Annotated in this window: 12 protein-coding genes; 8 read left to right on the top strand and 4 right to left on the bottom strand. The window is 67.8% G+C overall.

Annotation, left to right across the window (positions count from 1 at the left end; genetic code table 11):
- Nucleotides 1–57 precede the first annotated feature (57 nt).
- Together ybeY and IMW82_RS17445 are read right to left on the bottom strand one after the other, a co-directional pair.
- Nucleotides 58–519, bottom strand: a complete 462-nt coding sequence (gene ybeY / locus IMW82_RS17440; RefSeq protein WP_211005489.1) for an rRNA maturation RNase YbeY — start codon at nt 517–519, stop codon at nt 58–60.
- Nucleotides 516–1,496 carry a PhoH family protein gene (locus IMW82_RS17445; protein WP_211005490.1) on the bottom strand — a complete coding sequence of 327 codons (981 nt, stop codon included), beginning with the start codon at nt 1,494–1,496 and terminating at the stop codon, nt 516–518. Before IMW82_RS17445 ends, ybeY begins: the two co-directional genes overlap by 4 nt.
- A gap of 100 nt (nt 1,497–1,596) precedes the next feature.
- Here IMW82_RS17445 and IMW82_RS17450 point away from each other — a divergent pair, with 100 nt between their 5' ends.
- The 4 genes from IMW82_RS17450 to IMW82_RS17465 are packed head-to-tail and all read left to right on the top strand — an operon-like array spanning nt 1,597 to nt 5,283.
- Nucleotides 1,597–2,271: a TetR/AcrR family transcriptional regulator gene (locus IMW82_RS17450; protein WP_211005491.1), complete on the top strand. Its 675-nt coding sequence runs from the start codon at nt 1,597–1,599 to the stop codon at nt 2,269–2,271.
- Nucleotides 2,268–3,236: an HlyD family secretion protein gene (locus IMW82_RS17455; RefSeq protein ID WP_211005492.1), complete on the top strand. Its 969-nt coding sequence runs from the start codon at nt 2,268–2,270 to the stop codon at nt 3,234–3,236. Before IMW82_RS17450 ends, IMW82_RS17455 begins: the two co-directional genes overlap by 4 nt.
- Nucleotides 3,233–4,177, top strand: coding sequence for an ABC transporter ATP-binding protein (locus IMW82_RS17460; RefSeq protein WP_211005493.1), 945 nt, complete (start codon nt 3,233–3,235; stop codon nt 4,175–4,177). The genes IMW82_RS17455 and IMW82_RS17460 overlap by 4 nt, the downstream gene beginning before the upstream one ends.
- Complete coding sequence (locus IMW82_RS17465; protein ID WP_211005494.1) at nt 4,174–5,283, top strand: ABC transporter permease; 1,110 nt, start codon at nt 4,174–4,176, stop codon at nt 5,281–5,283. The genes IMW82_RS17460 and IMW82_RS17465 overlap by 4 nt, the downstream gene beginning before the upstream one ends.
- Nucleotides 5,284–5,380: 97 nt before the next feature.
- Here IMW82_RS17465 and miaB read toward each other — a convergent pair whose 3' ends face one another.
- A complete protein-coding gene (miaB, locus tag IMW82_RS17470) occupies nt 5,381–6,724 on the bottom strand; it encodes a tRNA (N6-isopentenyl adenosine(37)-C2)-methylthiotransferase MiaB (RefSeq protein WP_211005495.1) in 1,344 nt (447 codons plus the stop codon).
- A gap of 237 nt (nt 6,725–6,961) precedes the next feature.
- On the opposite strand from miaB, the gene IMW82_RS17475 reads away from it, so the two are divergent.
- Complete coding sequence (locus IMW82_RS17475) at nt 6,962–8,098, top strand: lytic transglycosylase domain-containing protein (protein WP_211005496.1); 1,137 nt, start codon at nt 6,962–6,964, stop codon at nt 8,096–8,098.
- Nucleotides 8,099–8,102: 4 nt separating this feature from the next.
- On the opposite strand, the gene IMW82_RS17480 is transcribed toward IMW82_RS17475, so the two are convergent.
- Nucleotides 8,103–9,284, bottom strand: coding sequence for a trypsin-like peptidase domain-containing protein (locus tag IMW82_RS17480; protein ID WP_211005497.1), 1,182 nt, complete (start codon nt 9,282–9,284; stop codon nt 8,103–8,105).
- A gap of 161 nt (nt 9,285–9,445) precedes the next feature.
- Here IMW82_RS17480 and petA point away from each other — a divergent pair, with 161 nt between their 5' ends.
- From petA to IMW82_RS17495, 3 genes are read left to right on the top strand one after another with little or no spacing between them, the layout of a single operon-like run.
- Nucleotides 9,446–10,051 (top strand): ubiquinol-cytochrome c reductase iron-sulfur subunit, encoded by a 606-nt coding sequence (gene petA, locus IMW82_RS17485; protein WP_108471005.1) that lies wholly within the window; start codon nt 9,446–9,448, stop codon nt 10,049–10,051.
- A complete protein-coding gene (locus IMW82_RS17490; RefSeq protein ID WP_211005498.1) occupies nt 10,051–11,352 on the top strand; it encodes a cytochrome bc complex cytochrome b subunit in 1,302 nt (433 codons plus the stop codon). Before petA ends, IMW82_RS17490 begins: the two co-directional genes overlap by 1 nt.
- A gap of 13 nt (nt 11,353–11,365) precedes the next feature.
- A complete protein-coding gene (locus IMW82_RS17495; RefSeq protein ID WP_108471007.1) occupies nt 11,366–12,106 on the top strand; it encodes a cytochrome c1 in 741 nt (246 codons plus the stop codon).
- The last annotated feature ends 26 nt before the right edge of the window (nt 12,107–12,132 follow it).

Below are 12,132 nucleotides of genomic sequence, written 5' to 3' on the forward strand. Positions count from 1 at the left end.
GCACAAGCGTGGTGGCTTTGCTCCTCTCCCTGCGCGCAGGGGAGGGGGCAAAGCATGTCAGGCGTAAGGATCGGCGATGCCGAGCCCGGCCAGGATGCGCGTTTCCAATGCCTCCATCTGCTCGGCCTCAGCGTCCTCGACATGGTCGTGGCCAAGCAGGTGCAGCACGCCGTGGATGGTGAGGTGGGCCCAGTGGTCGCGCGCGGACTTGCCCTGTTCGGCCGCTTCGCGCAGGACCACCGGCGCGCAGATCGCCAGGTCGCCGATCAGCGGCAATGTCACTCCGAGTGGCAGTTCGGCGGGGAACGACAGCACGTTGGTGGCGTAGTCCTTGCCTCGGTAGTCGCGATTGAGCGCGCGGCCCTCGTCGGCGTCGACGATGCGTATGGCCAGTTCGGTGCTCTTGCGCCGCTTCGCGCCACGCAGGGCGGCTTCAACCCAGCGACGGAAGCTGGCCGGTGCGGGCAGGCCGGCGCGCGGCACGGCGTAGCCGACGGCGAGCGTCACCAGCGCGCTCATTCGCCGTCCTCGGCCTTCTGCTCGAACGCCTCGTACGCCCGCACGATCTTTGCCACCAGCGGGTGGCGCACCACGTCGCGCGAGGTGAAGAAGGTGAAGCTGATGCCGCCCACGCCGCGCAGCACCTCGACCGCCTGGCGCAGGCCCGAGCGCGTGTTGCGCGGCAGGTCGACCTGGGTGACGTCGCCGGTGATCACCGCCACGGTGCCGAAGCCGATGCGGGTCAGGAACATCTTCATCTGCTCGACCGTGGTGTTCTGCGCCTCGTCGAGGATCACGTAGGAGTCGTTCAAGGTGCGCCCGCGCATGTAGGCCAGCGGAGCGATCTCGATCACGTTGCGCTCGATCAGCTTGGCCACCTTCTCGAAGCCGAGCATCTCGTACAGCGCGTCGTACAGCGGGCGCAGGTAGGGGTCGACTTTCTGCGACAGGTCGCCGGGCAGGAAGCCCAGCTTCTCGCCGGCTTCGACCGCGGGGCGCACCAGGATCAGCCGCTGCACCCGGTTCGCCTCCAGCGCCTCGACCGCGCTGGCCACGGCGAGATAAGTCTTGCCGGTGCCGGCCGGGCCCACGCCGAAGTTGATGTCGTGGCTGGCGATCGCGTGCAAGTAGCGCGCCTGGTTCGGGCCGCGGCCCTTGATCACGCCGCGCTTGACCTTGATGACGACTTCCTGGGCTTCCCCGGCATCCGCCTCGGCGATCGCGTCGACGCCCGATTCGGCCAGCTGCAGGTTGATCTTGGCGCCGGTCAGTGCCTCGTCGGCGGTGTTGGCGTACAGCGCACGCAGCACTTTCTCGGCGGCCCTGGCGGGATCGTTCTCGCCGATCACCTGGAAGATGCTGCCGCGGTGGTTGATCTCCACGCCCAGGCGCAGCTCAACCTGGCGCAGGTGCTCGTCGAATGGCCCGCACAGGTTGGCGAGGCGGGCGTTGTCGTCGGGATCGAGGGTGAAGTCGCGCTGGTTGAGTTCGCTCATAGGGGCGCGAGAGTAGCGCGGCGGCGCTGGAAGGGCCATGCCGGGGGCCGCTGCCAGCGAGTAGCTTGCAAATAATTAAATGATGAATTAATTTTAATGCATGGCTACCTCAGGCAAACGTGCAAAACCGGCGCGCCGGGCCGGACGCCCCCGCGGCGACGAACAGGACCTGCGCCGGCGTCTGCTGGATGCGGCGCTCGCGCAGTTCGCGCGCACGGGCATCGCCGCCACCCCGTTGCGGGCGATCGCCACCGAAGCGGGCGTCACCCCGGCGATGCTGCATTACTACTTCGGCGACAAGGCGCGGCTGCTGCATGCCGTGATCGACGAGCGCCTGCTGCCGGCGCTGGCGCCGCTGCGCGCGCAGCTGGAGCATGCCGACAGTGACCCGGTCGCACTGACCGAAGCCTTCGTGCGCGGCATCAGCGAGATCGTGGCCGGCCATCCCTGGCTGCCGCCGCTGTGGGTGCGCGAAGTGCTGTGCGAAGGCGGCGCGTTGCGCGAAGTGCTGTTCGACCGGGCCGTGCCGGGTGTACCGCAGTTGCTGGCGCAACGCTTCGCCGCGGCGCAGGCAAATGGACGGCTGAACGCGGCGCTGGACCCGCGCCTGCTGGTCGTTTCGCTGGTCGGCCTGACCCTGTTCCCTGCCGCCGGCGCGCCGATCTGGCGACGCGCATTCGCGGCCGAGGCACTGGGGCCCGGGATCATGCTCGAACACACGCTGGCCTTGCTGGGGCAGGGCGTTGGCACGACGAAACGTGGAGAACCCGCATGAAATTCACGACCGTGATCTGCCAGTCGCTGACGGCGCTGGTGCTCGCCGTTCCCGCCGGTTGCGGCAAGCAGGTGCCGCAGGCGCTGGGCACGCTCGAGTTCGATCGCATCACGTTGCCGGCGCCAGCCGCCGAGCGCATCGTGGCGGTCGACGTGCGCGAGGGCGAGCAGGTCAAGGTCGGTCAGCCGCTGCTGCAACTGGACCCCGCGCATACCCGCGCCCAGCTCGCGGCGGCCGAAGCCCAACTACAACAGCAACGCGAGCTGTTGGCCGAGCTGGAAACCGGGCCGCGCCGCGAGGACATCGCCAAGGCCCGCGCGAACCTGGTGGCGGCCCAGGCGCAGGCGCGCGAGGCGCGGGCTTATTACGCACGGCTGGCGCCGCTGAAGGGCAACGGTTACGTGGCCGCGGCCGATCTCGATCGCGCCCGCGCCGCGGCGGGCAATGCGGATGGCCAGGCGGCGGCGGCGCAGGCGGCGCTGGACGAACTGCTGCACGGCACCCGCCCGGAGCAGCTCGCGCAGGCGCAGGCCGCCGTTGCGGCGGCGCAGGCGCAAGTCGATGCGCAGCAGGTGCTGCTGGGCAAGCTGTCGCTTGTGGCGCCGCGCGCCGGCCGCATCGACAGCCTGCCGTACCGGCTGGGTGACCAGGCGCCGGTCGGCGCGCCACTGGCGATCCTGCTGGCCGGCGACGCGCCGTATGCGCGCATCTACGTGCCGGTGCAGCAGCGCGCAGGCATGCACGTCGGCGACGCCATCGACGTGTTCGTGGCCGGCCGCGAAAAATCCTATGCCGGCAAGCTGCGTATGATCCGCAGCGAACCGGACTTCACCCCGTACTACGCACTGATCGGCGACGACGCGGCACGGCTGAGCTATCTGGCCGAAGTCGCGCTGGGCGCGGATGCGGCGGAACTGCCCGCCGGCCTGCCGGTGCGCGTCGAGTTCCGCGGGCCGGCGAAATGAATGCCGACGCCGACGGCGTGGCGATCCGCGCGCGTGGCCTGACCCGGCGCTTCGGCAAACTGGTGGCGGTCGATCACGTCGATCTCGACGTGCCATCGCAGCGCGTCTACGGCTTCCTCGGCCCGAACGGCTCGGGCAAGTCCACCACCATCCGCATGCTGTGCGGGCTGCTGACGCCGAGCGAGGGCGAGATCGAGGTGCTCGGCCTGAAGATTCCGGCGCAGGCCGACGAACTGCGCTCGCGCATCGGCTACATGACGCAGAAGTTCTCGCTGTTCGAGGACCTCGGCGTGCGCGAGAACCTGGAGTTCCTCGCCGCGATCCAGGGCGTGCCGAAGGCGAAGACGAGACGCCGCGTCGACGAGCTGATCGAGCAATACCACTTCGGCGATCGCCAGCGGCAACTGGCCGGCACCATGAGCGGCGGCCAGAAGCAGCGCCTGGCGCTGGCCTGTGCGGTGCTGCACGAGCCACAGCTGCTGTTCCTCGACGAACCGACCAGCGCGGTCGATCCGGAATCGCGCCGCGACTTCTGGGAAAAGCTCTTCGAGCTGGCCGATGCCGGCACCACACTGCTGGTCTCCACCCACCTGATGGACGAGGCCGAGCGCTGCCACCGGCTGGCCATCCTCGACCGCGGCGCACTGGTCGCCGACGGCACGCCGCGCGAGCTGACCGCGCAACTGGAAGGACGCACCTTCACCGTCGAAACGGATGACCCGCGCGGTGCCCAGCGCGCGCTCGCCGGCGTGGCGGGCGTGCTCGGGGTGGCCCAGGTCGGCAACATCCTGCGCGTGCTGACCGGCGCCGACGGCGCCACGCCGGAGATGGACAAGGCGCTGGCGACGACGGGGCACAAGGCCGCGCTGACGGCGACGCCGCCGAATCTCGAAGACGTGTTCGTTGCTGCCACGCGCCGCGACGCGGAGCACGCCGCATGAACGGGCGGCGGCTGTGGGCGATCGTGGTCAAGGAGCTGCGCCAGCTGCGCCGTGACCGCATCACGCTGGCGATGGTGGTGGGCATCCCGGTGATCCAGCTGGTGCTGTTCGGCTATGCAATCAACACCAACCTGCGCGGGCTCGACGCCGGCATCGTCGACCAGGCCAACACCGCCGGTTCGCGCGCGCTGGTGATGGACATGCTGGCCACCGGCGTGGTGGCGCCGGTGGCGCGGGTGGACACGCCGCAGGAGCTGATGGCGATGATCCGCCGCGGGCAGGTCGGCATCGGCATCGTGGTGCCGCCGGATTTCGAGCGCCGCCGCATCGACGGCCGCGCGGTGGCGCAGATCCTGGTCGACGGCAGCGACACGTCGGTGCAGGCCGCCGCCGCGCAATTGATGCAGGTACCGATCGACAGCGCCGCACCCGACACCCGCGCACCGCTGACCAGCACGCCGGCCAGCGGGCGGATCAGCGTGGTCGCCTTCTACAACCCGCAGCGGCGCTCGGCGGTCAACATCGTGCCCGGCCTGATCGGGGTGATCATGACCATGACGATGGTGCTGTTCACCGCCATCGCGATCGTGCGCGAACGCGAGCGCGGCAACATGGAGCTGCTGATCGCCACGCCGCTGACCAGCTCGGAGCTGATGATCGGCAAGGTGCTGCCGTACGTGGCGATCGGCCTGGTGCAGACCAGCGTGATCCTGGTGCTCGGCAGGTGGCTGTTCGCGGTGCCGATCCTCGGCAGCGTGCTCGACGTGTACCTGGCCTCGGGCCTGCTGATCCTCGCCAACCTTGCATTGGGCCTGCTGATTTCCACGCGCGCGCAGTCGCAGTTCCAGGCGATGCAGATGACCTTCTTCGTGTTCCTGCCATCGATCCTGCTGTCGGGCTTCATGTTCCCGTTCGCCGGCATGCCGAAGCTGGTGCAGTGGCTCGCCGAGGTCTTGCCGCTGACCCATTTCCTGCGCCTGATCCGTGGCGTGATGCTGCGCGGCGCGGGCTTGTGGGAAATGTGGCTCGACGTGCTGGCGCTGGTGGTGTTCACGCTGGCGATGATGGCGCTGGCGATCTTGCGCTTCCGCAAGCGGCTGGATTGAGCGAAGGGCGGCCCCGCCCCAACTTTCCCTGCACGCAGGGGGCACAGCGGGGCACGCGTTTCTCCTCCCCCTGCAACCGGGGAGGAAGTTGCCACCATCAGGCAGCGACTTCGTCAGCCAGCTTCATCCGCCCGCGCAAGGAATTGGCCATCGCGTCGGTGATCACCACGTCGACGAACTGGCCGATCAGACGGGCGTTGCCGGCGAAGTTCACGTAGCGCATGTTCTCGGTGCGGCCGCTGAGTTCGTTCGGGTTGCGCGTGCTGGGCTTTTCCACCAGCACGCGCTGCACGGACCCGACCATCGCTTCGTTGATCTTTTTCGCGTTCGCGTTGATGGCGGCCTGCAGGCGCGCGAGGCGCTCGTGCTTGACCGCCATCGGCGTGTCGTCGGCCAGACCTGCTGCCGGCGTGCCGGGGCGCGAGGAGAAGATGAAGGTGAAGCTCTGGTCGAAGCCGACATCGTCGACCAGCTTCATGGTTTTCTCGAAGTCTTGGTCGGTCTCGCCGGGGAAGCCCACGATGATGTCGGTCGACACGCAGATGTCCGGCCGCACCGCGCGCAGCTTGCGGATCTTCTGCTTGAACTCCAGCGAGGTGTAGCCGCGCTTCATCGCGGAAAGGATGCGGTCGGAGCCGGCCTGCACCGGCAGGTGCAGGTAGTTGGCCAGCTGCGGCACGCTGGCGTAGGCCTCGATCAGCGAATCAGAAAATTCCAGCGGATGCGAGGTGGTGAAACGGATGCGGCCGATGCCGTCGATCTGCGCGATCGCATGGATCAGCACGGCGAGGTCGGCGACGCCACCATCGAAGGTGGGGCCGCGATAGGCGTTGACGTTCTGGCCGAGCAGGTTGACCTCGCGCACGCCCTGCGCGGCGAGCTTGGCCACCTCCACCAGCACGTCATCGAATGGGCGGCTGATCTCGGTGCCGCGGGTGTACGGCACCACGCAGTAGCTGCAGTATTTCGAGCAGCCTTCCATGATCGAGACGAAGGCGGTCGGGCCTTCCGCGCGTGGCTCCGGCAGGCAGTCGAACTTCTCGATCTCGGGGAAGCTGATGTCCACCTGCGGCTTGCCGGTGGCGCGCTGCGCCTCGATCAGCTCGGGCAGGCGGTGTAGGGTTTGCGGGCCGAATACCAAGTCGACGTAGGGCGCGCGCTTGACGATCGCCGCGCCTTCCTGCGACGCCACGCAGCCGCCGACGCCGATCAGCACCGGCTTGCCGTCCTGCTTGTGCTGCTTCCAGCGGCCGAGCTGGCTGAACACCTTCTCCTGCGCCTTCTCGCGGATCGAGCAGGTGTTGATCAGGATCACGTCCGCCTCGGACTCGTCCTGGGTCAGCTCCAGGCCGTGCGAGGCCTTCAGCACGTCGGCCATCTTGGCCGAGTCGTACTCGTTCATCTGGCAGCCGTGGGTCTTGATGAAAAGCTTGCCGCTCATGCGCGTGGGTACCGTGGTTTCGTGAGGCAGAACGGGTCATTCGCCGAACCGCGCAGTTTACCCTCGTGCGGGTGCTCCTGCCAGATCAAGCACTTGCAGGCTTTGCCGGGCGGGCGCCGCCCGCCACCCTCGACTGGCCGTGTCGCACGAACCGGCGGGCAGCGCCCGCTCTGCCAAGGCCATGGAATGAGAAGTGCGCACTTGGCGTTGACGGCGCGTGGCGGCACACTGCGCCCCATGTTCGGCGTCGCAAGCCAAGGGGGAAGCGCCGATCGGCCTGCCGGGGGCTTCCCACTACGCTCGATCCTTTGCGGGGTCGCGTTCGGCTGCGCCCTGCTGTGGTGGCCGGCGGCACGGGCCGGCGTGCTGTACCAGTGCACCGGCACCAGCGGCGAGGCGGTATTCAGCAGCAGCAAGGCCGGCTATCACGGCTGCAAGGCGATCAGCAGCTATGCCGCACCCTCGCCGCGGCGTCGGGCGCCGCCCCGGGCGTCGCTGGGCCGGGTGGACGGCTCGGCTGCAACCACGGCGCGCCGCCTGGTGACGGACGGTACCGAAGCGATCTCGCTGACCGGCGTGCGCGGCACGGTCGAGACCAGCGCGCGGCGCATCGGCGAGGTCCAGGCGGAGCAGACCTCGCTGGCCGCGGTGCAGGGTTCGGCCGCGACCAGCGCGAAGCTGCCTTCGGCGGCCTCCGGCAAGCCGGGCCAGTGGAACTATCGCGAATCGCCGGCGGTTGCCGCAGCCGCACCGGCGGCGGACAACCCGGCAGACCGGATCCTGCGCGGCGCGGTGTACCGCATCGTGCGCGCGGACGGCAGCGTGGAGTACACCAACCTGGCGCCGGCCGGCGGCAAGGGACGCGCGGTGACCATGCTGTTCACCTATATCGCCACTTGCGCCGCATGCAACCTGCATTCGACGATCCGCTGGGGCAGCGTGTCGCTCAACCTCACCGCATATGCGGACGCGATTCGCGCCGCCAGTGTGGAGTACGGCGTCGACGAGGCGTTCCTGCGCGCGATCATCCACGCCGAGAGCGCGTTCAATCCACGCGCTCTGTCGCTCAAGGGCGCGCAGGGGCTGATGCAGCTGATGCCGGGCACGGCCAGCGATATGGGCGTGCTGGACGCGTTCAATTCCGACCAGAACATCCGTGGCGGGGCGCGCTACCTGGGCCTGCTGCTGCGCGACTTCGACGGCAATGAACGGCTGGCCGCCGCCGCCTACAACGCCGGCCCCGGTGCGGTGCAGCGCTACAAGGGCGTGCCGCCGTATGCCGAGACCCAGGTCTACGTGGAGCGGGTGGATACCTTGCGCAAGCGCTACGGTGCGGCGATCCATCCGCCGCTGGCGTCGCGCGGACCGGGCTGAGCCGTCAGCTGTCCGGCATGCTGCCGGCGCTCATGGCCGGGCGCTGGACGAGCGTGACTTCGAGGTGGAACGGGGTGCCGTTGCGCAGGCCGGAAACCGTCACCGTGCTGCCGGGCTTGATCGCCGCCTCGCGCCGGCGCAGGTCGGCCGGGTCGAGGATGTCGTCGGTGCCGATGCGCAGCAGGATGTCGCGCGGGCGGATGCCGGCCAGCGCGGCCGGGCTGCCGGGATAGACGGCCGTCACCTGGGCGCCGCGCGCCGCCGCGGGCAGGCCGCTGTTGGCGGCCACCGGCACGAACGCGTAGTCGGCGCCGAGCCAGCCGCGCACCACGTGGCCAGTGGCGATGATCTGGTCCAGCACCTTCTTGGCCGTGGTCACCGGGATCGCGAAGCCGATGCCCTCGGCACCGGCGGCCTTGCCGATCAGCAAGGTGTTGATGCCGACCAGTTCGCCCTCGGCGTTGACCAGCGCGCCGCCGGAATTGCCCAGGTTGATTGCCGCGTCGGTCTGGATGAAATCCTCCGCGCTGGAACTGTTCAACTGGCGGCCGATCGCGCTGACGATGCCCATCGTCACGGTCTGGTTGAGGCCGAGCGGGTTGCCGATCGCCAGCACCACGTCGCCGGGCCGCAGCGGCTGCCCGGCGATGCGGATCACCGGCAGGTTGCTGGCGTCGATCTTCAGCACCGCCAGGTCGGATTCCTCGTCTGCGCCGACCAGGCTGGCCTTGGCGATGCGGCCGTCGTACAGCAGCACCTGGATGTCGGCGGCGTGTGCGATCACGTGGTTGTTGGTCAGCACGTAGCCCTGGCCCTGCGCGCTGACGATGACGCCGGAGCCAAGGGTCTGCTCGCGGTGCTGGAAGGTGGTGGGCTGGCCGCCGAACAATTGCTGCAGCACCGGGTTGTCGTACATCCGCACGGCCTGCTCGGTGACGATCTTGTTGGCGTAGATGTTGACCACTGAGGGCGCCGCGGCGGCCACGGCGTCGGCGTACGAGACTGGCCCACTGCCTGGATGGGGCGGGTTGGCCGGGGCGGCGGACGGCGCCGGCGCGCCCAGGCCGAAGCGTTCGCGCAGATGTTCGCCGCTGCCGGGCCAGAACAGGCCGACCACGAAGGCCACGGCCAGGCCGAGGATGGCGAAGCGTGCAATGAAGAGGAGCGTGCCGGCGGCATGTTTCATGTCGAAAGGAAAGGTCCCGGCGATCGTGGCGAGTGTTGCGGCGGCTGGACTTCGCCGCGATGCGGTTTATTGTACGGGGCGGGGCCTGACGCTACACTAACGCGATTTTTGCGGGGTCCCAAACCCCACCTGGCATGACATTGCAAGTACCGGAGAGCCTGATGGCGAACGAAGTCGTCGATCATGGCCGCCGCCGTTTTCTGACAGCAACCACCGCGGTGGTTGGTGGCATCGGAATCGTGTCGGCGGCTGTGCCCTTCATCAAGTCGTGGGAACCCAGCGCGCGCGCCAAGGCCGCTGGCGCTCCGGTCACCCAGTCGCTGGCCAAGATCGAGGCGGGGCAGATGCTCACCGTGTCGTGGCGCAGCCTGCCGGTGTTCGTGCTCAACCGCACCAAGGCACAGCTTGATACGTTGCCGATGGTCGACTCGCGCCTGGTGGACCCCAAGTCCGATGGCGCCTCCGCCAGCCAGCAGCCGAAATACGCACAGAACGAGGCCCGCTCGATCAAGCCGGAATGGCTGGTGATCGTGGGCATCTGCACGCACCTTGGCTGCGTGCCCGACTTCGTGCCGGAGATCAAGCCCGAGCCGTTCGACCCGGACTGGAAGGGTGGCTTCTACTGCCCCTGCCACAAGTCGCGCTACGACCTGGCCGGTCGCGTGTTCCAGGGCGTTCCGGCGCCGAAGAACCTGCCGGTGCCGCCGTACCACTTCATCGACGACAGCACCATCCAGATTGGCGTGGATCCGAAGGAGGCTGGCTAATGGCCAACGTATTCACGAGCATCGGCGACTGGGTCAACGAACGTGCGCCCGGCATGATGCCGATGTACCGCGCGCACATGACCGAGTACTACGCGCCGAAGAACTTCAACCTCTGGTACTACTTCGGTTCGCTGGCGCTGCTGGTGCTGGTCAACCAGATCGTCACCGGCATCTTCCTCACCATGAACTACAACCCGAGTGCGGCGGGAGCCTTCGCCTCGGTCGAATACATCATGCGTGACGTGGAGTGGGGCTGGCTGATCCGCTACATGCACTCCACCGGCGCCTCGCTGTTCTTCGTGGTGGTGTTCCTGCACATGTTCCGCGGCATCATGTACGGCTCGTACAAGAAGCCGCGCGAGCTGGTGTGGCTGCTCGGCATGCTGATCTTCCTGGCGCTGATGGCCGAGGCCTTCATGGGCTACGTGCTGCCATGGGGCAACATGTCGTTCTGGGGCGCCAAGGTGATCATCTCGCTGTTCGGCACCATCCCCTACATCGGCAGCACGCTGGTGGAGTGGATCATGGGCGACTTCCTGCCCGCCGACGCCACGCTGAACCGCTTCTTCGCACTGCACGTGATCGCGCTGCCGCTCGTGCTGCTGCTGCTGGTGGTGCTGCACATCGCCGCGCTGCACGAGGTGGGCTCGAACAACCCGGACGGCGTGGAGATCAAGAAGGGTCCCAAGGGCAACCGCTGGGACGCGCTGAAGCCGGCCGACGGCATCCCGTTCCACCCGTACTACACGGTGAAGGACCTGGTCGGCGTGGGTGCGTTCCTGCTGATCGCCGCGTTCATCATCTTCTTCGCGCCGACCTTCGGCGGCTGGTTCCTGGAGCATGACAACTTCATCCCGGCGAACAACCTGGCCACGCCGTCGCACATCAAGCCGGTGTGGTACTTCACCCCGTTCTACGCGATCGTGCGCATGATCCCGTCGTTCCTCGGCTCGGCCGTGTGGGGCGTGATCGCGATGTTCGGCTCGATCGGCGTGCTGTTCGCGATGCCGTGGCTGGATCGTGGCAAGGTCAAGTCGATCCGTTATCGCGGCACTGGTTTCAAGGTAGGACTGGGCCTGTTCGTGCTGTCGTTCTTCATGCTCGGTGCGGTGGGCGCGGGCATCACCGCCGAGGTGATGCCGGTCTGGTTTGGTGACATCGACGTGACGTTCTGGGAGAACCTGTTCGGCCGCGTGATGACGGCGATCTACTTCGGGTTCTTCGCATTCCTTTGGGCCTATACATACTTCGGCTGGGAAAAGACCAAGCCGGTTCCGGAACGGGTGACGACGCATGACTAAGCGGCAGCGGCTAATGAAGCGATACATCTTCCCGGTAGCGCTGGCGTTCGGCCTGATCGTCGGCAGCGTGCCGGCGCAGGCGGCGGAAGGCGGCGGGTTGCCGCATGCCGGCACCAACGTGCAGGACCAGGCTTCGCTGCAGCGCGGCGCCAAGCTGTTCTTCAACTACTGCGTCGGTTGCCACTCGCTCAAGTACATGCGTTACGAGCGGATTGCCACGGACCTGGGCCTGTCCGAGCAGGACGTGATGCAGAACCTCAACTTCACCGGCGCCAAGTTCGGTGAGACCGTGGTTTCGCACATGCCGGAGGCCGACGCCGCCAAGTGGTTCGGCAAGGCTCCGCCGGACCTGTCGCTGGAAGTGCGCGCCAAGGGTGCCGACTGGGTCTACGCCTACCTCAACTCGTTCTACCTGGACCCGAGCCGTCCGGTGGGCTGGAACAACACGGTGTTCCCGAACGCGTCGATGCCGTTCCCGCTGTGGGAACTGCAGGGCCTGCAGACCGCGGAGATGAAGCCGGCGAAGGCCGGTGAGGATCCGGCGGTGGAGAAGCTGGTGCTGACGCAACCGGGCAAGCTGACCCCGGCGCAGTTCCAGCAGGCGACTCGCGACCTGACGACCTTCCTGGAATACGCATCCGAGCCGGCTGCCCTGCAGCGCCATCATTACGGCATCTGGGTGCTGCTGTTCCTGGCGTTCTTCACCTTGCTGGCCGCCATGCTGAAGAAGGAATACTGGAAGGACGTCCACTGAGCAGCCTGGATGGCATTATCCGACTG

The sequence above is a fragment of the Rhodanobacter sp. B2A1Ga4 genome (assembly GCF_018101315.1).
GTDB lineage: Bacteria > Pseudomonadota > Gammaproteobacteria > Xanthomonadales > Rhodanobacteraceae > Rhodanobacter > Rhodanobacter thiooxydans_A.